Source organism: Aeromonas sp. DNRA1 (assembly GCF_963888745.1).
GTDB classification, from domain to species: Bacteria; Pseudomonadota; Gammaproteobacteria; order Enterobacterales; family Aeromonadaceae; genus Aeromonas; species Aeromonas hydrophila.
On record NZ_CAWPKQ010000005.1, the window covers coordinates 94746 to 121669 of the forward strand.

A 26924-nucleotide genomic window follows, 5' to 3' on the forward strand; every position below is an offset into this window, starting at 1 on the left:
TCTCCTAGAGGGTGGATCCGACCCGCTTGAGGGCGATCTCGAAGGCATCCCGCAGGGTCGCCGTGGTGCGGATGTCGCCGACAGAGACCCCCAGCTCCACCATGGTGCGGGCGATGGCCGGCGAGACGCCGGAGATGATGGCCTCGCACCCCATGAACTGGGTCGCCTTGGTGATCTTGATCAGCTGGTTGGCGACGCCGGTATCCACGGTGGCGACTCCGGCGATGTCCAGTACGAAGACCCGGGCACGGGTCTCGGCAATCTTGGTGAGCGATTTGTTCATCACGTCGGCGGTGCGCATGGAATCGATGATCCCCACCAGCGGCAGCAGCAGGATGCCGTCCCAGATGGGGGTGACAGGGGTCGACATCTCCTGCAGCGACTTGTGCAGCTCCTCGCGCACCCTGGCGGCCTCTTCCGCCTCCTCCATGGCGCGCTTGAGCTGGTGATGCTGCTCTACTTGGGCTGTGATGTCGGTGGCAAACTTGACGATCTTGCTGGGTTTGCCGGTGAGATCCAGCACCGGGTTGTAGGAGCCCTGGATCCAGATCTCTTCCCCCTGTTTGCCGATTCGGCAGAACTCTCCCGCCAGGTATTCACCGCGGCGCAGGGTTTCCCAGAAGGTGCGATAGTCGGCCGACTGGGCGTAGTCAGGATCGACCAGCAGCCGGTGGTGCTGGCCCTTCAGCTCCTCCAGCTGATAGCCCACCGTTTCCAGAAAGCGGGCATTGGCATCGAGGATGATGCCATCCAGTGAAAATTCCACCTTGCCCATGACCCGGCTCAGTGCATTGAGCTGCCCCTCAAAGTTGGCATTCAGCTGCTTCTGTTCGGTCAGATCCATGGTGTATTCGATGACCTGGACCAGTGCGCCCTGTTCGTCCAGCTGGGGGCTGCAACTGCCTCGCAGCCATACGTCCCGCCCCTGCCGATCCAGCCGGTGAAACTCTCCCTCCTGTGCCTGTCCCGTTCGCAGCGCCTGCCAACGGGCAACCTCGTCGGCGGATTCTTCTGCCTCCGCGGGGAGCAGCATGCTGTAGTGCTGACCCTTGAGCTCGGCCAGCTGATATCCCATGATGGCGAGAAAACGGGGGTTGGCATCCAGAATCAAGCCGTCTGGCGCGAGCTCGAGCCGTGCCATCAGCTGGTCGATGGCCTCCAGTCTGGCCTGGGGTGAAGCGGGAATGACAGTGTTCAAATGGGCAGCTGCGGTATGCACGTCCATGGCATCTCCAATAAATGGTGCAATTGATTTGAATGTCATTAGAAGGCGTACAGCAGTTATAGCCCACCGGGGCGAGAGCGGGGGGCAAGAAGTGCCGAAAGAGCCTGCTGGTGGGGGAGCCTTGGGCCTGGGGAGTTCGTCATGAATCTCTTGTATCGTGACTACCCGCAAGGCGCGCTCACCGCCCTCCACTGTCACGGTGGCTCACAGTTTTGCTATCTGCATCGGGGTGGCGGCGTGATCAGCAGTGAGGCTGCAGGCGTGCTGCTGGTGGCGGGTCAGCTCTGCCTGATCCCGGCCGGGCTTGCCCATGAGTTCAGGGTGCTGCGTCACTCCCGGCTCACTCTGATCTATCTGGATGACCTGGATGGGGGAAACGAGCTGACGACCCACCAGGTGAGCCCGCTGCTGGCCGGCCTGTTCGAGCGGCTGGCGGACATGGTGGTGCCGGGGCTCAGGGATGCCTATCTGACGGTATTGGCGGCCGAATTGCGACAGGCGCCGGTGGCGGCCGGATTCATGCTGAGCGCGGCGCTGGACGTGCGGCTGCTGCGGGTGCTGGAGCGGGTCTGCCATCGCCCTTCCATCGAATACGGGTTGGCGGAGCTGGCTGCCGATTCAGGTGCCTCGGTGCGCACCCTCAACCGGCTGTTCAGCCAGCAGCTGGGCTGCAGCTTTCGGCAATGGCGGCAACAGGTGGTGATGGGCCGGGCCCGCCAGTTGCAGCAACAGGGCCGGCCGCTGCTGTCGCGGATAGCCCTCGAACTGGGTTATGGGGATTTCAGCGCCTTTTCTCACGCCTTCAATCGCTTCTTGCGGGAACCGGCGGGGTCGTGAGGCGGGAGCCGAGATCCCGGTCGGCTGGCTCCCCCGCCAGCAGGCAGGTCAGCTCATCGGTGTGACTCAGGCGGTCGCCCTGAAAGGTAAACAGGGCGCTTACCTTGCACTCGATCCGTGCGCCGTCGTGACGCCAGGCCCGCACCCGATGCAGGGAGTGCACCCGGTTTCCCTCGGCCAGCAGCGAGACAAAGCAGATCTCGCAGCGGGCCAGGCTATGGCGCAGTGCCAGCAGGTGTTGCTCGAAGGCGACGCGATCCAGCCGCTGGTCATCCACCAGCTGGACATAGTCCGGGCAGAACCAGTGATCGAGTTCGGCCGGGGTGAAATCGGGGTCGCAGATGACCCGGTTGAGGCAGGCTTGCAGCCGTTGCTTGTAATCCATGATGAGTTCCTGAGTGGATGGGAGTGGCCAGTATGGGGCGCATCGTCGGCGCCGGCCTTGGTGCCCACGCCATCCTGTTTGGCGATTGCGCCAAGATGGGGGGTTGCCGTGGCGATGCGTGCCACTTGGCCCTGTTTTGTGGCAGGATTCACGGTTTCCGGTGCCTGCATGGGGCAGGATCGGCCCCCTGTTTCATTCATGTCACGAGCCGTATCATGTCCTTATCCCCCCGTTTTGCCCTGCTTGCCTCCCTGATTGCCGCCAGCCTGATCCTGCCCGCCGTGGCGGTCGAAGTCCCGGTCAGCCCCGCCGGTGTCACTGCGGTGACCCTGGCCCAGCAGGCCCCCATTCATTGGGTGTCGGTGACGCAGATTGCCAGGAGCCTGGATGGGTTGCCGCCGATGGCGGTAGGTTTTGACATCGACGATACCCTGCTCTTCTCCAGCCCGGGGTTCTATCGCGGCAAGCAGGAGTTCTCCCCCAACGACGAGAGCTATCTGAAGAACCCGGCCTTCTGGGAGAAGATGAACAACGGCTGGGACGCGTTCAGCGTGCCGAAAGAGGTGGGCAAGGCGCTTATCGCCATGCACCTTGAGCGCGGCGATCACATCTATTTCGTCACCGGCCGTTCGGCCACCAAGACCGAAACCGTGAGCAAGACCCTGCAGCAGACCATGAATATTCCGGCCGACCAGCTCAACCCGGTGATCTTTGCCGGCGATCAGCCGGGCCAGAACACCAAGGTGCAGTGGCTCAAGGAGAAGCAGATGAAGATCTTCTACGGCGATGCCGATGGCGACATCAAGGCGGCGCAGGAGCTCGGCATTCGCGGCATCCGGTTGCTGCGCTCGGCCAACTCCACCTACCGGCCGCTGCCGTTGGCTGGCGCGTTGGGGGAGGAGGTGATCGTCAACTCCCAGTACTGACGTTCCCCATGAATGGAAAAAGGGCCGGATCCTGTCAGGATCCGGCCCTTATTTTGGGCGTCTAGCGGGCGGCGAAGGTGTTGCAGCTGGCGGGCTTGCCGCTGTCGAATCCGCGCTTGAACCAGGCGTAGCGCTGGGCCGAACTGCCGTGGGTGAAGCTGTCCGGGATCACACGGCCCTGGCTCTGCTGCTGCAGTCGATCGTCGCCGATGGCCTGGGCGGCGTTGAGCGCCTCTTCCAGATCGCCATGCTCCAACACCTGTTCCCGCTGCATGTAGTGGCCCCAGACGCCGGCAAAGCAATCAGCCTGCAACTCGAGTTTGACCGACAGCTTGTTCTGCTCGGCCCGGCTCAACCCCTGCTGTTGCTCACGCATCTTGCGCTCGATGCCGAGCAGGTTCTGCACGTGGTGGCCCACCTCGTGTGCCACCACGTAGCCCTGGGCGAAGTCGCCGTCAGCCCCCAGCTTGTCGCGCATCTCCTGATAGAAGGAGAGATCGATGTAGACGGTGCGATCCGCCGGGCAGTAGAAGGGGCCCATCACCGACTGGCCCTGGCCGCAGCCGGTCCGGGTTGCGCCGCGATAAAGCACCAGTTTGGGGGCCTGATAGCGGCTGCCGCTCTGCTGGAAGATTTCGCCCCAGGCATCCTCGGTGGAGGCAAGCATCACCGAAGTGAACCTGGCGAGGGGATCCTTGGCTGGCTGAGACATCTCCTGACGCTGGGGCTGGCTCTGGGTGGTCGGTTCGCTGAGCAGGGGGGAGAGGTCCACCCCGTAGTAGCCGGCCACCATGACCACTACCAGCAGGATCAGACGCCCCTTGCCGCCGATGGGGATGCCGCCCCCGCCGCCCTGCTGGCGCCTGTCTTCCACATTGTTGCTCTCACGGCGATCTTGCCAGCGCATATGCTTGCTCCCCTGCTGTCCGGTGGCAGTAATGATAATGGCTGGCGGGGTGGCTTGCCTAACGGGAGCAGGCCGGCGACCGGGTCGCCGGCGGCGGGCGTTTATTCGGCCCAGGGCATCTCGGGCAGGGAGTCCAGAAACTGGCCGTAGCGCTCGAGGTTGAAGGGGCCCTGATCCGCTTCCATCGCCATCAGTTCGGCCCCCAGGGCACAGGCGATATATTGCAGCGCCTCTTCACGGGGAGTGCCCTTCATCACCAGCCGCATCAGGGTCGCCTTGACCTGCAGCGGGTGGCCGTCGCTCAGCTGGTTGTCGACCATCTCCAGCAGGGTTTGTTCGTCGAAGAACTCGGTGGGTTCGCTCATGTGCTGTGCCTCGTCATGTCATAAAGGATGCCAGTATAGCGAGATAGCTATTAACGCATTGAAATATTTCGATAAAAACATTCGGTAGGGGCGGTTTTTGTTACCCATAATTAATGTGGGTTTGCTGTCGGCAAACGACAACCATCATAAAATCGCATGGACGGATATCAATATGCCCACCATAGACTCACTGTTATCCAAGCCCCAGAACCTGCCCAACGTGCCGGAAGTCATGCGCGAACTGGTGCAGACCTTCAACGAGAAAGAGCCGGATATCCTGCTGATTGCCAAGAAGATCAACAAGGATCCGGTGATCTCCGCCAAGCTGCTGCGGCTGGCCAACTCCGCCAAGTTTGGCGGCAGTCGCCAGGTCGCCACCGTCAACGAGGCCGTGGTGCGGCTCGGGGTCGACGTGGTGCGCAACATGGTGCTCGCCTGCGGCCTGACCGGTTCCATCAATGCGGTGCCCGGCATCGATCTCAAACATTTCTGGGGCAAGGTATTCGACGTGGCCGAACTGGCCAGACGGCTGGCCAAGCTCAAGGGCATGAAGGGGGAAGAGGTATTCACCTGCGCCCTGCTCTACGACATGGGGCGGCTCATCATGCACGTGGGGCTGCCGGAGAACATGGTGAACCACATCAAGGATCTGGAGCCCAGCAAGGGGCGCGCCAAGGCCGAGGAGCTGGTGGTCGGCTTCAACTATGCCCAGACCGGGGCCGAGATGGCCAGGCGTTGGCAATTCCCCTTGAGCATCTGCCATGCGGTGGAGTATCACTACAACCCTCTGCTGGCCAAGGAGTTATCTGTCGAGGCCGCCCTCATCCATCTGGCCATCGCCCTGGCAGCGCAGTCCGACGTGGGGGAGGAGGCGCCGCCCGAGTGGCCTACTCAGGTGGCCGAACGGCTCGGTCTCTCCTGGTCCGACTGCGCGGCGGTGTTCGTGGCGCTGCGTGAGCAGGGCAATGGCTACGCCGGGCTGCTGGCGGCCTGACGCGGCTGATATCATTGACCGGGGCCGCGTTGCGGCCCTTTTTCATGGTGACGGCCTTGCCATTGGCTGGTGGCGGGGGCAGTCTTGGGGCCTGTCTCTTCTATGCGAGCCCTTGTCATGATCCTCTCCGAGCGCCTGGAACTGCGCGAACTGACCGTTGCCGATGCCCCCTTCATTGTCGAACTGCTCAACGACCCCGACTTTCACCGCTACATCGGCGATCGGGGCATCCGCACTCTGCAGGATGCCGAAAACTACATCCAGCAGGGGCCGGCGGTCAGCTATGCCCGCCACGGCCATGGTCTCTATCTGGTGGCCCGGCGCAGCGACGGCGCCAAGCTCGGCATCTGCGGGCTCATCAAGCGCGATACCCTGCCTTGTGAAGACATCGGCTACGCCTTCCTGCCCGCCTATCGCGGTCAGGGTTATGGCATCGAAGCGGCGCAGGCAGCGCTGCAGGATGGTCGGGAGCGGCTCGGCATCAAGCGGGTGGTCGCCATCGTCACCCCGGGCAACGAGCGCTCGGTGGCGCTGCTGGCCAAGCTGGGGCTGGTGCAGAGCAGGCTGGTCAAACTGGCGGAGGATGCGGATGAGTGTCTACTGCTGGAGGCGCAAGGTGCGCAGGTCTGCCGGGTCTGAGAGTATGGGGCTTGCCGGCCAAGAGTGCTGGCTAGGCGATGCCTAAAACATTTGCGGGAGTGAGACAAAGAGGCCGCCGTGAGTTGCGGCCTGTCTGCATCGGGCGCTGCCGTTGGGCAGGCAGGATCAGTTGAGGTCTTCGATGGAGAACTCGCCAGCGATACCATCACAGGAGATGGCGAAACCGCCGCTGAAGCGGGTGCTGAACTGGATCAGAAACGCATCATTGTCGTGCTCTTGCACAGGCAGGTTGATGGGTTTGCTGCGACGCAGGGGCTTGTGTGTTTGTACTGCTTTCATCATGGTATTTCTCTATATAAATTAGGTTTTTGCTCCTTGTATTGGCAAATGTCAGGTCAATGGGCGCGGTCGATTGGGTGAACGACATGCGCGCAGGAATACCCAGCCCGGTTAAGGGGCGTCTGCACTTTCAAGGAATATGCTGATGCATAAATCAAATTGGGTGGGCAGATCGGGTCTGCACCGTGAGAGCCGGGCAACGCAGGCAGACAGCCTGACGGTTCTCAAGGCGAGTAAATCAGAAGAAGGTTATGCGGGTACTGGCAGGATTCATCGTGAGGTGAAGCATTGCAGGGCAAACATAAACAGGGCTGATTAACTAGCCGACGCGCATTCTCGCCTCGACATGAGTAAAAAGCAAACAATAATTTGCAGTTTTTCTTTTTTGGCCGTTTGGTGGCCACCAAAAGGGCTCCCAAGGGAGCCCTTTTTCATCACCAGATGACGTCAACCGGCGACTCAGTAGTCGCCGCTGGCCTTCTTGGCGGCGGTGATCATCGGGGTGATGGTCATGCCTTGTACCACGATGGAGAACATCACCACCGAGTAGGTCATCACCAGGATCACTTCCCGCAGATCGACGCCGTACTCCGGCAGCATCATGACGCCGGAGGGGAGCGCCAGCGCCATGGCCATGGCCAGACCGCCACGCAGACCGCCCCAGGTGAGGATCCGCACCGAGAACTTGTTGTAGCTGCGATAGCGGCGGAAGGCCATGTAGGGCAACGACACGCTGATGAAGCGGGCGGCGAGGCAGAGCGGCACCGCGATGACCAGCAGGATCCAGTCACGCCAGGCCAGATCCAGCAGCACCAGCGCCAGACCGATCAGCAGGAACAGCAGGGCGTTGAGGAACTGGTCCATCAACTCCCAGAAGTGATCCAGGTGATGGCTGCTCTGCTCGGAGAAGCCGGAATGACGGGTCCAGTTGCCGATCATGATGCCGGTCACCACCATGGCCAGAGCGCCGGAGACACCGATCATGTTGGCGAAGGCGAAGCCGGCGGTGGGGATGCAGAGGGTCAGCAGCAGCTCCAGCGAACCGTCGTCGGTGGCGCTGATCATCACGTGGGCGATGAGACCCAGCACAGCGCCGAACAGGATGCCGCCGAGGGCCTCATGCAGGAACAGGCCGGCCACGCTGCCGAAGGTGGGCTCGACGCCGCCGAACGCCACGGCGAACACGGTGGCGAAGATCACCAGGCCGACACCGTCGTTGAACAGCGATTCCCCTTCGATCTGGATGGCGATCTGGGGCGGCGCCTTCATCTTCTTGACGATGGCCAGTACGGCGATGGGGTCGGTGGGTGAGATCAGGGCACCGAACAGCATGCAATAGACCAGCGGCAGTTCCCAGCCCAGCAGCTTGGCGATGAACCAGAAGCCGTAGCCGACCATGAAGGTGGAGAGCAGGGTCGCCACGATGGAGAGAATGGTGATCTCCCACTTCTGGCTGCGCAGGGCTTTCAGATTGATCCCGAGACCACCGGCGAACAGCAGGAAGCCCAGGATCCCCTTCAGCAGGAAATTCTGAAAGTCGATGCTCTCCATGGTCTTGACGGCCAGGGGTTCCAGATTGAACCATCCCAGCTTACCGAACAGCACCAGCAGCGCGGAGATCAGCATGGAGCCCGCGGTGATGGCGATGGTGGTCTGGATCTTCACAACATACTGATTGGCAAAGGCGATAAAGATCGCCAACGCTGCCAGGAAGCAGAGTGTGTAGTAGACGCTCATAGTTATTTTTCTCTTTAGTAAACAGCAAGCACGTATCCCTATTGAGGACGGGCATAGGGTACTCTTGGGTTACATGTTACTCATTACCCATTTGTGAGTATATAGGTCACTGATATAGACAGATAGACGGCTAGATTTCCATTTGATTTGTTTGCTGCTAGGATGCTGTTTACGCAGTTGCATGGATGTAAGAGGAACGAGCGGTGTCGAACAAAAAGTCGGATGTGACAAACAAACTGGAAGCCTGTCTGAAGGAGCGGATCCTGATCATCGATGGCGCCATGGGCACCATGATCCAGGGCTACAAGCTCGGTGAGGCCGATTATCGCGGCGCGCGCTTCGCCGACTGGCACACCGATATCAAGGGCAACAATGACCTGCTGGTGCTGACCCGTCCCGCCGTGATTCGCGAGATCCACGAGCAGTACTGCGCCGCCGGCGCCGACATCCTCGAGACCAACACCTTCAACGCCACCCGCATCGCCATGGCCGACTACGAGATGGAAGAGCTCTCGGCCGAGATCAACCGCGAGGCTGCCCGGCTGGCGCGCGCTGTGGCAGAAGAGTGGACGGCGAAAGAGCCCCACAAGCCGCGCTTCGTGGCCGGGGTGCTGGGCCCGACCAACCGCACTGCCTCCATCTCGCCGGACGTGAACGATCCCGGCAAGCGCAACGTCACCTATGACCAGCTGGTGGCTGCTTACAACGAATCGACCCACGCCCTGATCGAGGGCGGCGCCGACATCATTCTGATCGAAACCATCTTCGATACCCTCAACGCCAAGGCCGCCGCCTTCGCGGTGGAAGGGGTGTTCGAGGCGCTGGGCTACAGCCTGCCGGTGATGATCTCGGGCACCATCACGGATGCCTCCGGCCGTACCCTCTCGGGCCAGACCACCGAAGCCTTCTACCATTCGCTGCGCCACGTCAAACCGGTCTCCTTCGGTCTCAACTGCGCGCTGGGGCCGGATGAGCTGCGCCAGTACGTGGAGGAGCTGTCGCGCATCAGCGAGACCCATGTCAGCGCCCACCCCAACGCGGGCCTGCCCAACGCGTTTGGCGAGTACGACCTTGATGCCGTCGAGATGGCCGAGCATATCCGCGAGTGGGCCCAAAGCGGCTTTCTCAACCTGGTCGGCGGCTGCTGTGGCACCACCCCGACCCATATTCGCGCCATGGCCGACGCCGTGGCGGGCATCAAGCCGCGCGTCCTGCCGGATCTGCCGGTAGCCTGCCGGCTGTCGGGCCTCGAGCCCCTCATCATCACCCCCGAATCCATGTTCGTGAACGTGGGGGAGCGCACCAACGTCACCGGCTCGGCGAAGTTCAAGCGGCTGATCAAGGAGGGGCTCTACGACGAGGCCCTCGACGTCGCCAAGCAGCAGGTGGAGAGCGGCGCCCAGATCATCGACATCAACATGGATGAGGGGATGCTGGACGCGGAGGCGGCCATGGTGCGCTTCTTGAACCTGATTGCCGGCGAGCCCGACATCGCCCGGGTGCCGGTGATGATCGACTCCTCCAAGTGGGAGGTGCTGGAAGCCGGCCTCAAGTGCGTGCAGGGCAAGCCGGTGGTTAACTCCATCTCCATGAAGGAGGGGGAGGAGAAATTCATCCAGCAGGCCAAGCTGCTGCGCCGCTACGGCGCAGCCGTCATCGTGATGGCGTTCGACGAGGTGGGCCAGGCCGATACCCGTGCCCGCAAGTTCGAGATCTGCCAGCGCGCCTACCGCATTCTGGTGGACCGGGTGGGCTTCCCGCCGGAAGACATCATCTTCGACCCCAACATCTTCGCGGTGGCGACCGGCATCGACGAGCACAACAACTATGCGGTGGACTTCATCGACGCGGTGAAGGACATCAAGCAGAACCTGCCCCACGCCATGATCTCCGGCGGTGTCTCCAACGTCTCCTTCTCGTTTCGTGGCAACGAGCCGGTGCGCGAGGCGATCCACGCGGTGTTCCTCTATCACGCCATCCAGAACGGTATGGACATGGGCATCGTCAACGCCGGTCAGCTCGCCATCTACGAAGACATCCCGAGCGATCTGAAAGAGAAGGTCGAGGCGGTGGTGCTGAACCTCAATTCGGACGCCACCGAGGCGCTGCTGGCCATCGCCGAGCGTTATCGCGGTGGTGGTGCCCAGGCGGAGGACCCACGGGATCAGGCGTGGCGCAGCTGGCCGGTGGGCAAGCGGCTGGAGCACGCGCTGGTCAAGGGGATCACCGATTTCATCGAGGAGGATACCGAGGAGGCGCGCAGCCAGGCCGAGAAGCCGCTGCACGTGATCGAGGGGCCGCTGATGGACGGGATGAACGTGGTAGGCGATCTGTTCGGCGCCGGCAAGATGTTCCTGCCCCAGGTGGTGAAGTCGGCACGGGTGATGAAGCGGGCAGTCGCCTACCTGCAGCCCTATATCGAGGCCGAGAAGTCCGGTGGTTCCAGCAACGGCAAAATCGTGATGGCCACCGTGAAGGGGGACGTGCACGACATCGGCAAGAACATCGTCGGGGTGGTGCTGCAGTGCAACAACTACGAGATCGTCGATCTCGGGGTCATGGTCTCTTGCGAGACGATCCTCAAGACGGCGCGTGAGGTCAATGCCGACATCATCGGCTTGTCGGGCCTGATCACCCCGTCCCTGGACGAGATGGTACACGTGGCAAAGGAGATGGAGCGCCAGGGCTTCAAGCTGCCGCTGCTCATCGGCGGTGCCACCACCTCCAAGGCCCACACCGCGGTGAAGATCGAGCAGAACTACTCCGAACCCGTGGTCTATGTCTCCAACGCGTCGCGCGCGGTGGGGGTGGCCCAGAGTCTGCTGAGCCCGGAGCTCAAGCCCGCCTTTGTGGCCCGCATCGACAAGGAGTATGAGATTGCCCGCGAGCAGCACGCCCGCAAGCAGCCACGCTCCAAGCCGGTCAGTCTGGCCCACGCCCGTGCCAACCGCCATCAGCTGGACTGGGTCGGCTATCAGCCACCCAAGCCCCGGGAACCCGGCGTGCAGACCTTCGAGGATGTGCCGGTCTCGGTGCTGCGCCCCTACATCGACTGGACCCCGTTCTTCCTGAGCTGGGAGCTGGCGGGCAAGTTCCCCCGCATCCTGGAAGATGAGGTGGTGGGGGAGGAGGCAACACGCCTCTACGCCGACGCCAACGCCATGCTGGATCAGCTGGAACAGGATCGGAGCGTGCGCTGCGCCGGCATCATAGGCCTGTTCCCCGCCAACGCCGTGGGCGACAGCATCGAGGTCTACACCGACGAGTCGCGCAGCGAAGTGCGCAAGGTGCTGCATCATCTGCGCCAGCAGAGCGAGAAGCAGGGCTTCCCCAACTACTGTCTGGCAGACTATGTGGCGCCGAAAGAGAGCGGCAAGCCCGACTGGATCGGCGCCTTCGCGGTGACCGGCGGCATCGGCGAGGAGGCCATCGCCAAGGCCTACAAGGCGGAGCACGACGACTACAACGCCATTCTCATTCAGGCGGTGTGCGATCGCCTCGCCGAGGCCTTCGCCGAGTACCTGCACGAACAGGTGCGCAAAGTGCACTGGGGCTATGCCCCGGACGAGGCGCTCAGCAACGAAGAGCTTATTCGTGAAAATTACCAGGGGATACGTCCGGCGCCGGGCTACCCGGCCTGCCCGGAGCACACCGAGAAGGGGAGCATCTGGGAGCTGCTGGACGTGGAGCAGGCCATCGGCATGAAGCTCACCGAGTCCTACGCCATGTGGCCGGGGGCGGCGGTATCCGGCTGGTACTTCTCCCACCCCGAGAGCAAATATTTCGCCGTGGCCCAGATCCAGCAGGATCAGGTGGAAGATTATGCCCAGCGCAAGGGGATGACCCTGGCAGAAGCCGAGCGCTGGCTGGGGCCGAACCTGCATTAAAGGGGTGGCAACCGGGTCAATCCCGCTTGATCCTGGATGAACAACGGCGGCATCCTGCACTGGGGAACAGACCAGTCTGGTGCCGCCGTTTGACAATCTGGTGACAGCGGGATGGCAGCGCAGGTTTCTGTGTGGTTTGTCTTGTTGTCAGGAGAAACAATTGGCGTTGTCTTGGCGCTGTGGCACCTTATACTCTCCCGCCCCATCCTGCCCAGGCACTGCCTTCTAGCGGAATTGTCATGAAGATCGCCATTTTATCCCGTGAGCCCAACAATTACTCCACCCGCCGTCTGGTCGAGGTGGCGCAGGCGCGCGGTCATCAGGTCGAGGTGCTCGACACCCTGCGCTGTTACATGAACATCGCCTCCCACAACCCCTCCATCCACTACGAAGGACGGGAACTGGAGAGCTATGATGCGGTGATCCCGCGCATCGGGGCCAGCATCACCTTCTACGGCACCGCCGTGCTGCGCCAATTCGAGATGATGAACACCATGGCGCTCAACAGCTCGGTGGCCATCTCCCGCTCCCGCGACAAGCTGCGGGCCATGCAGCTGCTCTCCCGCCACGGCATTGGCTTGCCGGTGACCGGCTATGCCCACAGCACCCACGATGTGCCAGACCTCATCACTATGGTGGGCGGTGCGCCGCTGGTGGTGAAGCTGCTGGAGGGAACCCAGGGGATCGGCGTGGTGCTGTGCGAAACCCAGAAGGCCGCCGAGAGCGTGATCGAGGCCTTCATCCAGACCAACAACAACATCCTGGTGCAGGAGTACATCCGCGAGGCCAACGGCGCCGACATCCGCTGTCTGGTGGTCAACGGCAAGGTGGTGGCCGCCATGCGCCGCCAGGCCCAGCCGGGGGAGTTCCGCTCCAACCTGCATCGGGGCGGCACCGCCGAGGCGATCAAGATAAGCCCGGAAGAGCGGGCCACCGCGGTGCAGGCCGCCAAGATCATGGGGCTGGACGTGGCCGGGGTGGATATCCTGCGCAGTGCCCGCGGTCCGCTGGTGCTGGAGGTCAACTCCTCCCCCGGTCTGCAAGGGGTGGAAGCGGCCTCCGGCAAGGACGTGGCCGGCAAGATCATCGAGTTTCTCGAGCTCAAGGCGAGTCGCAAGCACAAGCCGGCGGAGTGACGCCGGGCTTGCCACCATTCCATCACACAGGGCGCCTTCGGGCGCCCTGTTGTTTTTGGGCTCATCGCTCGGGTGGGCGGTCAGCAGGGGGCTTGAAGCAACAGGTACGGCGAACGGCAAGGAAGGCAACAAATGACGCCGATCGTGGCATTATCATCTGTTGCAAAATTGCACCGCACCAATATCAAACACCATGGCTTAATTTTTTTCTGGATGAAATGACTGGATTGCCATGCCGCACTTGCCTCCAGGTGGCACAAACGCTCTACTTGTCGCCCTTCGCAGGCCGCGAAACATAAAAATTTAATAAAACTATCTGCGGATTTTTTGCACGAATAAACCATTTGTGCCGACTTCCGCCATGATTTGACATTGTCATAGGCAGATTACGCAGCATGAATAACCAAAAATTAACATCCAGAGACATAGTCGCGTTGGGCTTCATGACCTTCGCGCTCTTCGTCGGTGCCGGCAACATCATCTTCCCGCCCATGGTGGGGTTGCAGGCCGGCGAGCAGGTGTGGGGCGCCGCCGCCGGCTTCCTGCTGACGGCAGTCGGCCTGCCGGTGCTCACCGTGGTGGCGCTGGCCAAGGTCGGGGGCGGTGTGGATGCCCTGAGTGCGCCCATCGGCCGCAAGGCCGGGCTGCTGCTCGCCACCGTCTGCTATCTGGCCGTGGGGCCGCTGTTTGCCACCCCGCGTACGGCGACCGTCTCCTACGAGGTGGGGCTGGCGCCGCTGTTTGGCAACGACGGTTCGGCCCTGCTGATCTACAGCCTGGTCTACTTCAGCCTGGTGATCGGCATCTCCCTCTATCCGGGCCGGCTGCTCGACACCGTGGGCCACGTGCTGGCGCCGATCAAGATCCTGGCGCTGGCGGCGCTGGGCCTCGCCGTTCTGCTGTGGCCTGCGGGTTCTGCCATCCCTGCCGTCGAAAGCTTCCAGCATCAGCCTTTCTCCAACGGTTTCGTCAATGGCTACCTCACCATGGATACGCTGGGTGCCATGGTGTTTGGCATCGTCATCGTCAATGCGGCCCGCTCGCGCGGGGTGAGCAGCGCCAAGTTGCTGACCCGTTATACCGTACTGGCCGGCCTTATCGCCGGGATGGGCTTGACGCTGGTCTACCTCAGCCTGTTCCGCTTGGGCTCGGTGAGCGGTGAACTGGTGCCCCACGCCCAGAATGGCGCCGAGATCCTGCACGCCTACGTCCAGCACACCTTTGGCAGCATGGGCAGCGGCTTCCTGGCACTGCTCATCTTCATCGCCTGTCTGGTGACGGCCGTCGGCCTGACCTGTGCCTGCGCCGAGTTCTTCGCCCAGTACCTGCCGCTCTCCTACCGCACCCTGGTGTTGCTGCTGGGCGGCTTCTCCATGCTGGTTTCGAACCTGGGGCTGAGCCACCTGATCCAGCTCTCGGTGCCGGTGCTGACCGCCATCTATCCCCCCTGCATCGTGTTGGTGGTGCTGAGCTTCACCCTGCGCTGGTGGGGCAACGGCACCCGGGTGGTGGGGCCTGTCATGCTGATCAGCCTGCTGTTCGGCCTGATCGACGGGCTCAAGGCCTCGGCTCTGGCCGGCCTGCTGCCTGGCTGGAGCCTCGCCCTGCCCTTGAACGAGCAGGGGCTGGCCTGGCTGCCGCCCTCGCTGTGTGCCCTGCTGCTGGCGGCCCTCTGGGATCGCCTGCAGGGTCGTCCACAGGTGGCGTCTGTCAGCAAGAGCGCGGCCTGAATGCAAAACCGGCCTCCTGGCCGGTTTTGGTGGCGGAAACAATGAACAAGGCGCCCTCGGGCGCCTTGTTGTTTTACTCCCGCATCGCCAGTCTGGCGCTGAAGATGCCGTCCTCCAGCCGGGTCTCTATCTGCCAGCCCAGCTTCTCGCAGATGCGCTGGATGATGGTTAGGCCGCAGCCATAGCCGAGGATCTGGTCTGGCGCGGCGGCGGTAGGGTTGCTGATGGTGAGCACGGGGCCGGCCAGCTCGATGTCGATGTGCCCCTCGGCGTAGCTGAGGGCATTCTTCAGCAGGTTGCCGAGCGCAATGGCGAGCAGGGAGAGGGGGGCCAGCGCCTCGCTCTCATCGTCCAGCTGCAACCGGATATCCAGCTCCTCCCGCTGCAGCAGCGGGGCGAGGCGGGCCAGCTCCTGGCGAATGAGCGGCGCCACCTGCTGGGGCGGGCGCTCCACCGGCTCCTTGCGGCCCAGCAGCAGAAAGGTTTCGGTGAGCAGCGCCATCTCGTCGGCGGCGGCGCGGATGCGGGTGGTGGCACGGGCGGCGGGCGCGGGCAGATCGCTCACCTTGCCGAGCAGGGCGGCCGAGCCCTGGATCACCATGTTGGGGGTGCGCAGCTCGTGGCTGGCGAAGCGGCTGAACTCCTGCTCGCGGGCAAACACGGCGGCCACCTCCTGCTTGCCGGCCAGCAGCGCCAGCTCGATGTCCCTGAGCTCCTGCCAGGGGGCGTCGGGCACGAAGTCCGCCTGATCCGGGGTGAGGTGGGCGACCCGCTGCTGCAGCCGCTGCAGCGGCCGGGTGATGTGGCGCACCAGCCAGATGCCGAAGCCGATGCAGCCGAGCAGCAGGGCCAGCCCGATCAGCCGGGTCGCCAGGTGCAGCTGATCCTCGTAGGGATCCAGGTAGTCATCGGCGTCGTCGTTGAACACCAGGTAGAGCAGCCCCTCACCGGACGGGTGGGGCCGCACCAGGAAGTGCTTGTCCTCGTCCCCCAGCACGTGTTCGTAGAAGCCCGGGCTCTGATAGGGCTTGAGCCAGACCGGCAGGCGGCCGGCCTCGGTCCAGTAGCTGGAAAACTGGCGCGGGCTGGGGGCGGGGGCCGCCATGCCGAGCCGCAGCCAGTCGTCGCTGTAGCGGGTCACCTCGGCCTCCAGCCAGTGGCGCAGGCTGAGCTCCTCCATCTTGTCCTCGGCCACCACCATCAGCAGGCTGATGATAACCAGCAGCAGCAGGCCGGCGCCGCTCAGGGTGAGGATCAGGCGACGGCGCAGGCTGGGCAGGCTCATGATGGCCTCCCTGTTGGCGGAGTCAGGCTGCGCTGGCGGCTCATCATGGGGTCACCAGCCGATAGCCCTGACCGTGCAGGGTTTCCAGCATGGGAGTGGGGAAGGGCTTGTCGAGGGCGTTGCGCAGGGCATAGATGTGGCTGCGCAGGGCGTCGGAGTCGGGCTCCTCGTCGCCCCAGACGGTGTCGAGCACCTCCTGGCGGGTGACCAGGGCGGGGGCCCGGCGGGCCAGCAGGGTGAGGATCTGGAACGGGATCTTGCCGAGCTTGAGCTCGACCCCGGCCCGGGTGGCGCGGCCGCTGGCGGGATCCAGGGTCAGCTCGCCCACGCACAGCGCTCCCATGTCGCTGCGGGGACCGCGCAGGGCCAGCGCCTGCAGCCGCACTTCCAGCTCCTCCATGGCGAACGGTTTGACCAGATAGTCGTCGCCGCCGGCCTTGAAGCCCGCCAGCTTGTCATCCAGGCTGTCGCGGGCGGTGAGAAACAGCACGGGGGTCGGGATCCCCTGCTCTCGCAGGCGAGCCACCGTGCTGAGGCCGTCGAGGCGCGGCATCATGACGTCCATGATGATGACGTCGAAGCGCTGCTCGGCCAGCAGCTGCAGGGCGGCCTGGCCGTGATAGGCGCAGTCCAGCCTATGGCCCGCCAGCTCCAGATAATCCATGATGGTTTCCGCGACCTGGGGATTGTCTTCCACCACCAGTATTTTCATGCTTTGATCTCCTGGTCTTGACCGGCATTTCACGGTCATCTCACACCGGATAAGGCATCCTGTGTGGCAGTGTAACCCCGAGGATCCCCGATGAAGAAGTCTCTCTGCACTCTCCTGCTGCTGATCTTGCTGCCACTCGGCGCTGCGCAGTCGGCGGAGTTCAAATTGACCGGCCGCACCACCTGGCAGCTGGGCCAGCTGATGGTCAACGGCATCCCCTTTGTGCTCGACGAACAGACCCGCTTCAAGGACGGGCTGAGTGAGGATGATCTTGGCGGTACCTGGGTCGACCTGGAAGGGGTGGTCGAGGGCGAGCTGCGGCTTATTCGGGAGGTCGAGAAGCTGGAGGAGGATGACGAGATGGATCTGGAAGGGCCGGTGGAGCAGGGGCGGATCTGGGGTTATGTCACCTCGGACGACAGCTTGGCCCCGTTCGAAGGACGCTGGCTGGAGCTGGAGTGCAAGTTTGACGGTATGCGCCTGAGCCGCTGCCACGAGGATGACTGAGTCAGGCCGGCGTGGTGCTGACGGAAAAATGGTACAGCTGGGTCCATAGTTAAACCTCGTACGGTTTGACCATGGGCCCTTTGCTATGACACGTACTTCCCTGCTGCTGCTGACACTGCCGCTCTGCGCTCTGGCCGCCGATGGCGAGCTCTGGCTGGTGGAGCTGGAACACAACGATGGCCTGCGTTTGCAGTTTCAGGGCGCCGAACTCGAGCTCGGCAACGCCGCGCTGAGCGGGGTGGCAGGCAACGATGAGCTCAGACCCGGCATGCGTCTGGCCATCCTCAGTCGTGACGGAGTCGCCGAGCGCATTGGCATGGCCGACGCCATCGCCGGATTCTTGCCGACCAGCCAGTGGCGCCGGGCCGAAGCCTCCCTGCTGGCGGTCACGGGCCGCGCCCTGCGGCTGCAGGGGCTCGGCGTGCTGGCCTTCGATGACGACACCCGCTGGTTGAACGGCAGCCCGGCCGACCTGCAACCGGGCCGCAAGCTGGTGCTCAGTCGTAACGAACAGGGCCGCCTGACCGAGATCCTGATCGCCAATCCGGAAGATGAATAAAAAGCAGCGCCACGGGGGCGCTGCTCTGCTGTTTATTGAAAGTGGATGTTTTCGAGGGGGATCTGGATGGCGTTCCAGGAGGTGGCGCAGGGAGTCGGACTCGGATAGGTAAACTCGAACAGTTTCTGTTTATCCTTGTTGATCCCCTGAATGACAACCCTGGTTCGGTTGTCGGCTGCCGCATAGTTGATGAGAAAATCGCCTTGGGCAGCCAGCTTGTCTTCGTAAATGCTGGAGCAGATATCTGAATAGATGCCATCGTCAAAACTCCAGGCTACCTGAGCCGTCTTGTTTTGATTGTCGATCGCAAAGATAGCCGTCTGGCTGGTGGCCAGGTCTATGCCAGCCGGTGTACCGACAGGGTTGTTGAAACTTCTGCGGCCATTGTTGAACAGCATCAGCTTGCCATCTTTGGTCATGGAGACGGCATGCTGCCCTATCGGAGTCTGCCCGGAGGAGAGTGACAGCGCCAGCTTCTGTAGGGAAGGGTAGGAGTACCAGTGTTTGGTCTCGTCCCCCAGCAACCAGATCAGTTTGCCGGTGGTGTAGTCCAGTTTGACGACAAAATTCTCCCGGCTGGAGATTACCAGAGTATCGTCGGCCGGGTCATAGGTTGCGGCGTTCATGTGGAACCAGTCCACGCCATCCCTGACAAAGTTGCTGGGGTCGTCCCCCTCTTGAAACATGTATTCAGAGAATATCTTTCCTAAATCCCATTCCTTGATGACTTTGCCGTTACTGTCTATTTCACTGAGGAAGGATTCTATTTTCAATGCACCATCTGTGGTACCATCCAGCTCAATCAATATTCCCTGTTTTCCTGGGTCTATATTGTGATGGAAATATGCATCACTCCCCATTACTGATCCCTCTATGTTGAGAGAAGAACTTCTTCCATATAAGTTGATAGAGTCAATTTTTTTGTTTTTGGAATTTCCAATTAAAAATGAATTATCTATAAATGTGGATGATGCAGAGATTTTGATTATATCAGCATCCCAACGGACCTCACCATCTATATCCATGATGATGGGAGATTTTTTTGACCCCTTTAGATAAAAGTAGCTATAGGTTGGTGTTGCACTCGGCTTGATGCTGATACCTACGTCATCATAAATTCCTATGCTGTCTACATAGGCTGCCGTTGCGATTGTCTTCTTAAATGAGTAAGTACTGTTATCAGTGAATTGTATGTTTATCGTCAGCTCATTGAGGTAGTTGCTATAAAGACCAAATATAGGGATTTGTATCCTGTTACTTTTCGTATCATATAGGCTGTTGTTTGACAGGTAGTGCCAGTCATAGGTTGCGGAGACAGACTTGGCATGATTACCCTCTTTTGTTTTTATATTAAACGAGATGTTTTTTATTTTACTTGTATCCAGGCCTATCAGATCCAAGGCGGAGATAAATACGGAAGCATGAATATCATCTTCGATGACTTGTGTCGTTGGATCATAATCAAGTTGTTCCGCCAGTGTTTTGCTGCTGCCACCACTACCATTGCAACCATATAGCCCGGTGCAGACGAGGCTTAACAGAAATGCGTGTTTCATCATCATAAACATCATCCTTGTGTTAATGAACTGCATCCATTGTAGTGAAAAATCCATGGTTGGGTGGGAAGGTGGGCCTTACATGCAGGCGCCATCTTGTCGGAGAGCTAATTGTCTAGCGACTCCGGGCTGAGAGCGTCAATCCGGAAAACCTGAACCGTTACACTGGCGGCAGGCCAGAGTGGTGGGACCGGTGACACAGAAGATCTCGATGCTCTCCGTATCATCTGCACTCAAGAGCAGTTTGCCGACAAATCCCACCGATCTGTAACCGAGTTGGCACTCAGGCGTGAGGAAGCAGGTCGGGTCCTGATCGCCAATCCGAAGGATGAACTGGAATAAGGATCACTCCGTCTAATACCATTGTATCGATATTACTAATTTAGGAATATCATTTTTACGTATATTCATGGGGATGAATAAATGACGAATGAAATAGTAGAGTGAACGCTCTGATATTACTCCTGTTAATATAGGAAGTCCTCAATTTATTGTTTTGTTAATTTTATGCATGCATTGAAATGTGGCCTGGATCGCATATTGAAGCCAATGTGACTGATATTGTCGTACTCACATGTCGCCTGCTGATATATAAGCGCTGGTGAATGTATGTCAATGTTCAATATATTGGGGTTGCTATGCAAAAACTAAAAATAACTGGCTTGTCATTGATCATATCCGGCCTGCTGATGGCACAGGCTCACGCGGCAGAGCCCGTCTATCCAGACCAGTTACGCCTGTTCTCGCTGGGTCAGGAGGTCTGTGGCGACAAGTATCGCCCTATTACTCGAGAAGAAGCACAGAGCGTTAAAAGCAATATCGTCAATATGATGGGGCAGTGGCAAATAAGCGGTCTGGCCAATGGTTGGGTAATAATGGGACCGGGTTATAATGGTGAAATTAAACCTGGCTCGGCGTCCAATACCTGGTGTTACCCGAGCAATCCTGTTACCGGAGAAATACCAACCTTGTCAGCCTTGGATATTCCAGACGGTGACGAGGTGGACGTGCAGTGGCGACTGGTACACGACAGCGCGAATTTCATCAAGCCAACCAGCTATCTGGCGCATTATCTTGGTTATGCCTGGGTGGGCGGCAATCACAGCCAATATGTCGGTGAAGACATGGACGTGACCCGTGATGGCGATGGCTGGGTGATCCGTGGCAACAATGACGGCGGTTGCGAGGGTTATCGTTGTGGCGAGAAGACGGCCATCAAGGTCAGCAATTTTGCGTACAACCTGGACCCCGACAGCTTCAAACATGGTGATGTGACCCAGTCTGATCGTCAGCTGGTCAAGACGGTGGTGGGCTGGGCGATCAACGACAGCGACACCCCGCAATCCGGCTATGATGTCACCCTGCGTTACGATACCGCCACCAACTGGTCCAAGACCAATACCTATGGCTTGAGCGAGAAGGTGACCACCAAGAACAAGTTCAAGTGGCCACTGGTAGGAGAAACCGAGCTCTCCATCGAGATTGCGGCCAACCAGTCCTGGGCATCCCAGAACGGGGGCTCCACCACCACCTCCCTGTCGCAATCCGTGCGGCCGACGGTGCCAGCCCGCTCCAAGATCCCGGTGAAGATTGAACTCTACAAGGCTGATATCTCCTACCCCTATGAGTTCAAGGCCGATGTCAGCTATGACCTGACCCTGAGCGGCTTCCTGCGCTGGGGCGGCAATGCCTGGTATACCCATCCGGACAACCGCCCGAACTGGAACCACACCTTCGTCATCGGGCCGTACAAGGACAAGGCGAGCAGCATTCGTTATCAGTGGGACAAGCGTTACATCCCGGGTGAAGTGAAGTGGTGGGACTGGAACTGGACCATCCAGCAGAACGGCCTGTCTACCATGCAGAACAACCTGGCCAGAGTGCTGCGCCCGGTGCGGGCGGGGATCACCGGTGATTTCAGCGCCGAGAGCCAGTTTGCCGGCAACATCGAAATCGGTGCGCCCGTGCCCCTCGCGGCGGATGGCAAGGCTCCTCGAGCTCTCAGTGCGAGAGGGGGAGAACAGGGCTTGCGACTGGAGATCCCGCTCGATGCGCAAGAGCTCTCCGGGCTTGGCTTCAGCAATGTCAGCCTGAGCGTGACGCCAGCAGCCAATCAATAACGGCAGTGCGTTGTAGTGATGGAACCGGGCCTCTGGCCCGGTTTTCGTTTGCACTGGTCGGGCTTGTTAAAGGCTTGTGCTTTCCATTTCCCCACTTATACTGGCGCCATCTTGTCGGAGTGCTGACCGTCGAACGACGCTAAGCTGAGACCGTTAATTCGGGATCCGTGGAACCTGATCAGGTTAAGACCTGCGAAGGGAAACAAGGGTAACTTGCGGGTTACCGCGCCGGGGAAGGCACACCTTCCCGCCAGCTGGAGGTAGACCGCCTCTGGCTGGCACAGGCGCACAGGGGGAGGTTGTCCCGTCCGGTTGTCCTTAGGGCGCCGGGTTTCCAGACTAGGGAAACACCGGGACGGCAGAGCAGGGAAGATCCATGCCCGGCTCACTCCCCCGAGCACACCCCGCCGCAAGTTCATCTTCTCCTCGAACTCCAGACAAGCAAACACCCATAACTTCAACCAGTTAATGTGAGTTTTGCTATGTCTACCAATGTTTCTGATACCACCAAATCCAGCCGCCGCGAGCAGCGCTCCAGCGCCCAGACCTTTATCGACAACCTCAAGGGGATGGCTCACCCCAACTCCCGCCGCATCTTTATCCAGGGTTCTCGCCCTGACATCCGGGTGCCTTTGCGGGAAATCCAGCTGGCCGACACCTTCGTCGGCGGCACCAAGGAGGCTCCCCAGTTCGAGCCCAACGAGCCGGTGCCGGTTTACGATACCTCGGGCCCCTATGGGGAAGAGGCCGCCCCCATCGACGTGCGCCGCGGTCTGCCGCGCCTGCGCGAAGCCTGGGTGCTGGAGCGTGCTGACACCGACGCGCTGGACGGGCTGAGCTCCACCTTCACTCAGGAGCGGCTGGCCGACGAGGGGCTGGATCACCTGCGTTTCGAACATTTGCCGAGCGCCCGCCGCGCCAAGCCGGGCCGCCGGGTCACCCAGCTGCACTACGCCCGCGCTGGTATCGTCACTCCCGAGATGGAATTTATCGCCATTCGCGAGAACATGGGGCGCGAGCGGGTGCGCTCCGAACTGCTGCGCACCCAGCATCCGGGCCGCGATTTCGGTGCCCGCTTGCCCCAGAACATCACCCCCGAATTCGTGCGCGATGAGGTGGCCGCCGGTCGCGCCATCATCCCCAGCAACATCAACCACCCGGAAGCGGAGCCCATGATCATCGGCCGCAACTTCCTGGTGAAGATCAACGCCAACATCGGCAACTCGGCGGTCACTTCCAGCATCGAAGAGGAAGTGGAGAAGCTGGTCTGGTCCACCCGCTGGGGCGCCGACACCGTGATGGATCTCTCCACCGGCCGCTACATCCACGAGACCCGCGAGTGGATCCTGCGCAACAGCCCGGTGCCCATCGGTACCGTGCCCATCTATCAGGCGCTGGAGAAGACCAACGGCATCGCCGAGGATCTCACCTGGGAGCTGTTCCGCGACACCCTGCTGGAGCAGGCCGAGCAGGGGGTGGACTACTTCACCATCCACGCAGGCGTCTTGCTGCGCTTCGTGCCCATGACCGCCAAGCGCCTCACCGGCATCGTTTCGCGCGGTGGCAGCATCATGGCCAAGTGGTGCCTGTCGCACCACAAGGAGAACTTCCTCTACGAGCACTTCCGCGAGATCTGCGAGATCTGCGCCGCCTATGATGTGGCCCTGTCGCTGGGTGACGGTCTGCGCCCCGGCTCCGTCTATGACGCCAACGACGAGGCCCAGTTCGCCGAGCTGCGCACCCTGGGTGAGCTGACCAAAATCGCGTGGGAATACGACGTGCAGGTGATGATCGAGGGGCCGGGCCACGTGCCGATGCACATGATCGAACGCAACATGACCGAGCAGCTGGAGCACTGCCACGAGGCGCCGTTCTATACGCTGGGCCCGCTCACCACCGATATCGCGCCGGGTTACGATCACTTCACCTCCGGCATCGGCGCCGCGCTCATCGGCTGGTATGGCTGCGCCATGCTCTGCTACGTGACCCCCAAGGAGCATCTGGGGCTGCCCAACAAGGAAGACGTGAAGCAGGGGCTCATCACCTACAAGATCGCCGCCCACGCCGCCGATCTGGCCAAGGGGCACCCGGGGGCCCAGATCCGCGACAACGCCATGTCCAAGGCACGCTTCGAGTTTCGCTGGGAGGATCAGTTCAACCTGGCCCTGGATCCCGACACTGCCCGCGCCTATCACGACGAAACCCTGCCGCAGGAGTCCGGCAAGGTGGCTCACTTCTGCTCCATGTGCGGGCCCAAGTTCTGCTCCATGAAGATCACTCAGGACGTGCGTGACTATGCCGCCAAGCTGGAAGCGGTGGAGATCAAGCTGGTCGGTATGGATGGCCAGCAGGAGCAGGTAGTGGCTCAGGTGGAGAGCGGCATGGCCCGCATGGCTGAAACCTTCAAGGAGACTGGCGGCGAGATCTACCATCAGGCGGCGGCGCTGAAACAGGCCGCAGGGGAGGAGGCGTGAGCAGCGCAAGCGGGGCTGTCAGCCCCGTCGACCTGTCGCCCGTGACCGACTCCCGCCCAGTTGTCTGGACCATCGCCGGTTCCGACTCCGGTGGTGGCGCCGGCATTCAGGCCGACTTGCACACATTGCACGACCTCGGCGTGCACGGCTGCTCGGTCATTTCCGCCATCACTGCCCAGAACTCGGTGGCGGTGAAGATGGTCGACCCCGTACTGATGCAGACCTTCACCGCCCAGATCGACGCCCTCGGCGTCGATTTGCCGCCCGCCGCCATCAAGATCGGCCTGCTGCCAACCCGGCTCCATGTGGAGGTGCTGGCCCGCCGACTGGCAGCCACCCCGGCCCCCTTCGTGGTCTACGATCCGGTGGCCATCGCAAGCACCGGCACCCCGATGGCGGAGCCCAATATGCTGGAGGCGGTGCGCGAGCAGCTGTTGCCGCGCCTCTCCTTGATCACCCCCAACGGCCCCGAGCTGGAAGCCCTGACCGGACTGCCGGTCAGCAGCCCCGAACTGGTGCGCCTCGCCGCCCGCCGCCTGCGCAAACTCGGCGCCCGCGCCGTGCTGGTCAAGGGGGGGCATCTGGAGTGGAGCGGCGATCTCTGCCTCGATTACTACCAGGACGAGACCCGCGAGTTCTGGCTGGCGGCGCCGCGCCTGAATACCCGCCACGGCCACGGCACCGGCTGCTGTTACGCCAGCGCCATCGCCGCCGTGGTGGCGCAGGATTATCCGGTGGAGGATGCCATCACCCTGGCGCGTGCCTACCTGCAACAAGGCTTGGCGGCGGCGCAGGGGGTGGGCGCAGGCCCGGGCCCCATCGCCCATCTCGGCTGGCCTGCCGATCTGGCCCACTTCCCCCGCGCCGTGTTGGCGGGCTCAACCCTCGATCGCCGTTTCGGGCTTTATGAAGCGAGCTGCGCCCGCCTGCCGCAGGGCCCCTTTGCGCCGACCGAACACAACCTCGGCCTCTATCCGGTGGTCGATTCGGTCAAGTGGCTGCGCCGCCTGCTGGGGCAGGGGGTCAAGACCATTCAGCTGCGGATCAAGAATCTGCCCGCCGCTCAGGTGGCACCGGCCATTCGTGATGCGGTAGAGCTCGGTCGCCGCCATGGGGCGCGGCTCTTTATCAACGACTACTGGCAGCAGGCCATCGAGGCGGGCGCCTGGGGCGTGCATCTGGGGCAGGAGGATATGGAGACCGCCGATCTCGCTGCCATTCAGGCGGCCGGGCTGCGCCTTGGCATCTCCACCCACGGCTACTTCGAGCTGATGCGGGCCCGCGAGCTGGCCCCCTCCTATATCGCGCTCGGTCATATCTTCCCGACCAACACCAAGGCGATGCCTTCTCGCCCGCAGGGGCTGGTGCGGCTGCACCGCTACCGCGCCCTGATGGCTGAGTGGCCGACGGTGGCCATCGGCGGCATCAGCGAGGAGCGGGTGGCGGCGGTCAAGGCAAGCGGGGTCGGCAGTATCGCGCTAGTCTCGGCCATCACGGCCAGAGACGACTGGCAGGGGGCGACCGAGCGGCTGCTCGCGGCCTTGGGGGCAGGGGATGAGCCGCGCTCGGCCACAGCCATAAGGGAGGTGGAACATGCGCTCTGATGCCGCTTCTCTTTGTGACAAAGAGTATCTGCGATACGGCCGCCAGATGATGCTGGCGGAAGTGGGCGAGGCGGGGCAGGCGCGGCTCAAGGATAAATCGGTGCTGATCGTGGGCCTCGGCGGGCTCGGCTCGCCGCTGGCCCTCTATCTGGCCGGGGCCGGGGTGGGCACCTTGTGGCTGGCCGATGGGGATACGGTCGATTCCAGCAATCTGCCGCGCCAGATCCTGTTCGATAGCGAGGCAGTCAACCACTCCAAGGCGGAGCTGGCCCGCGAGCGCTTGGCCGCCCACAACCCGCTGGTGGAGCTAATCGCCATCAACCAGCGGCTCGATGCCGCCAGCCTGCCGGAGTTTGTGGCCGAGGTAGATCTGGTGATCGACTGCTGCGACAACCTCGCCACCCGCCAGGCCATCAACGCCGCCTGCGTGGCTCAGGGCAAGCCCTGGATCTCCGCCGCCGCAGTGGGTTGGCAGGGGCAGCTGATGGCGCGCACCAGCAGCGATCACGCCTGCTACGCCTGCCTCTATCCGCTGGATACCAAGCTCGCCCAGAGCTGCGAGACCAGCGGCGTCACCGGCCCGCTAGTCGGGGTGATGGGCTCTTTGCAGGCGCTGGAGGCGCTGAAACTGTTGTTCGGGATGCCGAGCCCGGTCGCTGGCACATTGCGCCGCTTCGATGCTTTGGCCCATCAGTGGCAGACCCTCACTCTGGCCCCGGATCCCGATTGCCCGGTCTGCGGGCAGCGCCGATGCCCGACACACGATAAGGAGATCACCCCATGACCTTGACCATTCGACTCAACGATAAAGTCCAGCCGCTGACGGCAGGGCAGAGCGTGGCCGACCTGCTGGCGGCGCAAGGGGTCAACCCCCAGGGCGTGGCGGTGGCCCTTAACGGCGCCGTGCTGCCCCGTGGCCGCTGGGCCGATACCCGTCTCAATGACGGAGACGAACTTCACCTCTTTACCGCCATCGCGGGAGGCTGACCCATGATGCTCACAGTCCCATTTTCGAGCGCCCTGCCTTGCGGCGGGGCCT

General features: G+C 61.8%; 23 protein-coding genes, 1 pseudogene and 1 riboswitch. Of the genes and pseudogenes, 15 read left to right on the forward strand and 9 right to left on the reverse strand.

Translation table 11 applies throughout. From position 1 onward, the window contains the following. Positions 1-4: 4 nt before the first annotated feature. Positions 5-1225 (reverse strand): PAS domain S-box protein, encoded by a 1221-nt coding sequence (locus AACQ43_RS16385; RefSeq protein WP_168967902.1) that lies wholly within the window; start codon positions 1223-1225, stop codon positions 5-7. 141 nt (positions 1226-1366) lie between these two features. Here AACQ43_RS16385 and AACQ43_RS16390 point away from each other — a divergent pair, with 141 nt between their 5' ends. Further along, positions 1367-2062, forward strand: coding sequence for an AraC family transcriptional regulator (locus tag AACQ43_RS16390; RefSeq protein ID WP_168967903.1), 696 nt, complete (start codon positions 1367-1369; stop codon positions 2060-2062). Here AACQ43_RS16390 and AACQ43_RS16395 read toward each other — a convergent pair. After that, entirely contained in the window at positions 2028-2447 is a 420-nt protein-coding gene (locus AACQ43_RS16395; protein WP_168967904.1) for a nuclear transport factor 2 family protein, read from the reverse strand. The genes AACQ43_RS16390 and AACQ43_RS16395 overlap by 35 nt on opposite strands. Before the next feature lie 215 nt (positions 2448-2662). On the opposite strand from AACQ43_RS16395, the gene aphA reads away from it, so the two are divergent. Beyond that, positions 2663-3373, forward strand: a complete 711-nt coding sequence (gene aphA / locus AACQ43_RS16400) for an acid phosphatase AphA (protein ID WP_168967905.1) — start codon at positions 2663-2665, stop codon at positions 3371-3373. A 61-nt stretch (positions 3374-3434) separates the two neighbouring features. Here aphA and ypfJ read toward each other — a convergent pair whose 3' ends face one another. After that, positions 3435-4280, reverse strand: coding sequence for a KPN_02809 family neutral zinc metallopeptidase (gene ypfJ, locus AACQ43_RS16405; RefSeq protein WP_029301797.1), 846 nt, complete (start codon positions 4278-4280; stop codon positions 3435-3437). Between the two features lie 101 nt (positions 4281-4381). Beyond that, positions 4382-4645 carry a hypothetical protein gene (locus AACQ43_RS16410; RefSeq protein WP_005308154.1) on the reverse strand — a complete coding sequence of 88 codons (264 nt, stop codon included), beginning with the start codon at positions 4643-4645 and terminating at the stop codon, positions 4382-4384. A gap of 172 nt (positions 4646-4817) precedes the next feature. Here AACQ43_RS16410 and AACQ43_RS16415 point away from each other — a divergent pair, with 172 nt between their 5' ends. Beyond that, positions 4818-5639, forward strand: coding sequence for an HDOD domain-containing protein (locus AACQ43_RS16415; protein ID WP_168967906.1), 822 nt, complete (start codon positions 4818-4820; stop codon positions 5637-5639). Between the two features lie 117 nt (positions 5640-5756). Then, complete coding sequence (locus tag AACQ43_RS16420; protein WP_146062017.1) at positions 5757-6278, forward strand: GNAT family N-acetyltransferase; 522 nt, start codon at positions 5757-5759, stop codon at positions 6276-6278. Between the two features lie 126 nt (positions 6279-6404). On the opposite strand, the gene AACQ43_RS16425 is transcribed toward AACQ43_RS16420, so the two are convergent. Next, entirely contained in the window at positions 6405-6581 is a 177-nt protein-coding gene (locus AACQ43_RS16425; protein WP_005340085.1) for a hypothetical protein, read from the reverse strand. A 456-nt stretch (positions 6582-7037) separates the two neighbouring features. Further along, the gene (locus AACQ43_RS16430; protein ID WP_076361663.1) at positions 7038-8315 is read right to left on the reverse strand and encodes a cation:proton antiporter; all 1278 of its coding nucleotides are present in this window, start codon (positions 8313-8315) and stop codon (positions 7038-7040) included. Positions 8316-8518: 203 nt separating this feature from the next. Between AACQ43_RS16430 and metH the strand changes: the two genes are divergently transcribed. From metH to brnQ, 3 genes are all read left to right on the forward strand, one after another. Further along, positions 8519-12202: a methionine synthase gene (gene metH, locus AACQ43_RS16435; protein ID WP_168967907.1), complete on the forward strand. Its 3684-nt coding sequence runs from the start codon at positions 8519-8521 to the stop codon at positions 12200-12202. Between the two features lie 239 nt (positions 12203-12441). Further along, positions 12442-13338 (forward strand): 30S ribosomal protein S6--L-glutamate ligase, encoded by an 897-nt coding sequence (rimK, locus tag AACQ43_RS16440; protein WP_016349212.1) that lies wholly within the window; start codon positions 12442-12444, stop codon positions 13336-13338. Positions 13339-13733: 395 nt separating this feature from the next. Further along, positions 13734-15068 carry a branched-chain amino acid transport system II carrier protein gene (gene brnQ / locus AACQ43_RS16445; RefSeq protein ID WP_168967908.1) on the forward strand — a complete coding sequence of 445 codons (1335 nt, stop codon included), beginning with the start codon at positions 13734-13736 and terminating at the stop codon, positions 15066-15068. A gap of 73 nt (positions 15069-15141) precedes the next feature. Here brnQ and AACQ43_RS16450 read toward each other — a convergent pair whose 3' ends face one another. Both AACQ43_RS16450 and AACQ43_RS16455 read right to left on the reverse strand, forming a co-directional pair. Then, positions 15142-16353: a sensor histidine kinase gene (locus AACQ43_RS16450; protein WP_168967909.1), complete on the reverse strand. Its 1212-nt coding sequence runs from the start codon at positions 16351-16353 to the stop codon at positions 15142-15144. A gap of 43 nt (positions 16354-16396) precedes the next feature. Next, positions 16397-17065, reverse strand: coding sequence for a response regulator transcription factor (locus AACQ43_RS16455; RefSeq protein WP_016349215.1), 669 nt, complete (start codon positions 17063-17065; stop codon positions 16397-16399). 90 nt (positions 17066-17155) lie between these two features. Between AACQ43_RS16455 and AACQ43_RS16460 the strand changes: the two genes are divergently transcribed. Together AACQ43_RS16460 and AACQ43_RS16465 are read left to right on the forward strand one after the other, a co-directional pair. Continuing rightward, the gene (locus tag AACQ43_RS16460) at positions 17156-17572 is read left to right on the forward strand and encodes a hypothetical protein (RefSeq protein ID WP_168967910.1); all 417 of its coding nucleotides are present in this window, start codon (positions 17156-17158) and stop codon (positions 17570-17572) included. A gap of 85 nt (positions 17573-17657) precedes the next feature. After that, the gene (locus AACQ43_RS16465; protein ID WP_045528837.1) at positions 17658-18131 is read left to right on the forward strand and encodes a hypothetical protein; all 474 of its coding nucleotides are present in this window, start codon (positions 17658-17660) and stop codon (positions 18129-18131) included. Positions 18132-18163: 32 nt separating this feature from the next. Here the strand turns inward: AACQ43_RS16465 and AACQ43_RS16470 are convergent, their stop codons facing one another. Further along, on the reverse strand, positions 18164-19693 hold the full coding sequence (locus AACQ43_RS16470) for an aryl-sulfate sulfotransferase (RefSeq protein ID WP_168967911.1): 1530 nt from the start codon (positions 19691-19693) through the stop codon (positions 18164-18166). A 632-nt stretch (positions 19694-20325) separates the two neighbouring features. Here AACQ43_RS16470 and aerA point away from each other — a divergent pair. From aerA to thiS, 6 genes and pseudogenes are all read left to right on the forward strand, one after another. Next, positions 20326-21807: a beta-barrel pore-forming toxin aerolysin gene (aerA, locus tag AACQ43_RS16475; RefSeq protein ID WP_168967912.1), complete on the forward strand. Its 1482-nt coding sequence runs from the start codon at positions 20326-20328 to the stop codon at positions 21805-21807. Beyond that, positions 21756-21950, forward strand: a pseudogene (locus tag AACQ43_RS22245) (hypothetical protein); the annotation flags it as partial. The gene aerA and the pseudogene AACQ43_RS22245, both read left to right, overlap by 52 nt. Then, positions 21913-22026: riboswitch (TPP riboswitch) on the forward strand. Its footprint overlaps the pseudogene before it by 38 nt. Before the next feature lie 263 nt (positions 22027-22289). Then, positions 22290-24281 (forward strand): phosphomethylpyrimidine synthase ThiC, encoded by a 1992-nt coding sequence (thiC, locus tag AACQ43_RS16480; RefSeq protein WP_168967913.1) that lies wholly within the window; start codon positions 22290-22292, stop codon positions 24279-24281. After that, the gene (gene thiE / locus AACQ43_RS16485) at positions 24278-25885 is read left to right on the forward strand and encodes a thiamine phosphate synthase (RefSeq protein WP_168967914.1); all 1608 of its coding nucleotides are present in this window, start codon (positions 24278-24280) and stop codon (positions 25883-25885) included. The genes thiC and thiE overlap by 4 nt, the downstream gene beginning before the upstream one ends. Next, the gene (locus AACQ43_RS16490; RefSeq protein ID WP_168967915.1) at positions 25875-26669 is read left to right on the forward strand and encodes a HesA/MoeB/ThiF family protein; all 795 of its coding nucleotides are present in this window, start codon (positions 25875-25877) and stop codon (positions 26667-26669) included. Before thiE ends, AACQ43_RS16490 begins: the two co-directional genes overlap by 11 nt. Further along, positions 26666-26872: a sulfur carrier protein ThiS gene (thiS, locus tag AACQ43_RS16495; RefSeq protein WP_168967916.1), complete on the forward strand. Its 207-nt coding sequence runs from the start codon at positions 26666-26668 to the stop codon at positions 26870-26872. Before AACQ43_RS16490 ends, thiS begins: the two co-directional genes overlap by 4 nt. The last annotated feature ends 52 nt before the right edge of the window (positions 26873-26924 follow it).

Coding starts and splice junctions, on each gene's coding strand:
- AACQ43_RS16395 (WP_168967904.1), bottom strand. CDS start 2,447: ATGGATTACAAGCAACGGCTGCAAGCCTGCCTCAACCGGGTCATCTGC.
- AACQ43_RS16470 (WP_168967911.1), bottom strand. CDS start 19,693: ATGATGATGAAACACGCATTTCTGTTAAGCCTCGTCTGCACCGGGCTA.
- AACQ43_RS16490 (WP_168967915.1), top strand. CDS start 25,875: ATGCGCTCTGATGCCGCTTCTCTTTGTGACAAAGAGTATCTGCGATAC.
- aphA (WP_168967905.1), top strand. CDS start 2,663: ATGTCCTTATCCCCCCGTTTTGCCCTGCTTGCCTCCCTGATTGCCGCC.
- AACQ43_RS16390 (WP_168967903.1), top strand. CDS start 1,367: ATGAATCTCTTGTATCGTGACTACCCGCAAGGCGCGCTCACCGCCCTC.
- AACQ43_RS16415 (WP_168967906.1), top strand. CDS start 4,818: ATGCCCACCATAGACTCACTGTTATCCAAGCCCCAGAACCTGCCCAAC.
- thiC (WP_168967913.1), top strand. CDS start 22,290: ATGTCTACCAATGTTTCTGATACCACCAAATCCAGCCGCCGCGAGCAG.
- rimK (WP_016349212.1), top strand. CDS start 12,442: ATGAAGATCGCCATTTTATCCCGTGAGCCCAACAATTACTCCACCCGC.
- AACQ43_RS16450 (WP_168967909.1), bottom strand. CDS start 16,353: ATGAGCCTGCCCAGCCTGCGCCGTCGCCTGATCCTCACCCTGAGCGGC.
- AACQ43_RS16455 (WP_016349215.1), bottom strand. CDS start 17,065: ATGAAAATACTGGTGGTGGAAGACAATCCCCAGGTCGCGGAAACCATC.
- aerA (WP_168967912.1), top strand. CDS start 20,326: ATGCAAAAACTAAAAATAACTGGCTTGTCATTGATCATATCCGGCCTG.
- AACQ43_RS16420 (WP_146062017.1), top strand. CDS start 5,757: ATGATCCTCTCCGAGCGCCTGGAACTGCGCGAACTGACCGTTGCCGAT.
- ypfJ (WP_029301797.1), bottom strand. CDS start 4,280: ATGCGCTGGCAAGATCGCCGTGAGAGCAACAATGTGGAAGACAGGCGC.
- AACQ43_RS16425 (WP_005340085.1), bottom strand. CDS start 6,581: ATGATGAAAGCAGTACAAACACACAAGCCCCTGCGTCGCAGCAAACCC.
- AACQ43_RS16465 (WP_045528837.1), top strand. CDS start 17,658: ATGACACGTACTTCCCTGCTGCTGCTGACACTGCCGCTCTGCGCTCTG.
- AACQ43_RS16385 (WP_168967902.1), bottom strand. CDS start 1,225: ATGGACGTGCATACCGCAGCTGCCCATTTGAACACTGTCATTCCCGCT.
- AACQ43_RS16410 (WP_005308154.1), bottom strand. CDS start 4,645: ATGAGCGAACCCACCGAGTTCTTCGACGAACAAACCCTGCTGGAGATG.
- AACQ43_RS16430 (WP_076361663.1), bottom strand. CDS start 8,315: ATGAGCGTCTACTACACACTCTGCTTCCTGGCAGCGTTGGCGATCTTT.
- brnQ (WP_168967908.1), top strand. CDS start 13,734: ATGAATAACCAAAAATTAACATCCAGAGACATAGTCGCGTTGGGCTTC.
- AACQ43_RS16460 (WP_168967910.1), top strand. CDS start 17,156: ATGAAGAAGTCTCTCTGCACTCTCCTGCTGCTGATCTTGCTGCCACTC.
- thiS (WP_168967916.1), top strand. CDS start 26,666: ATGACCTTGACCATTCGACTCAACGATAAAGTCCAGCCGCTGACGGCA.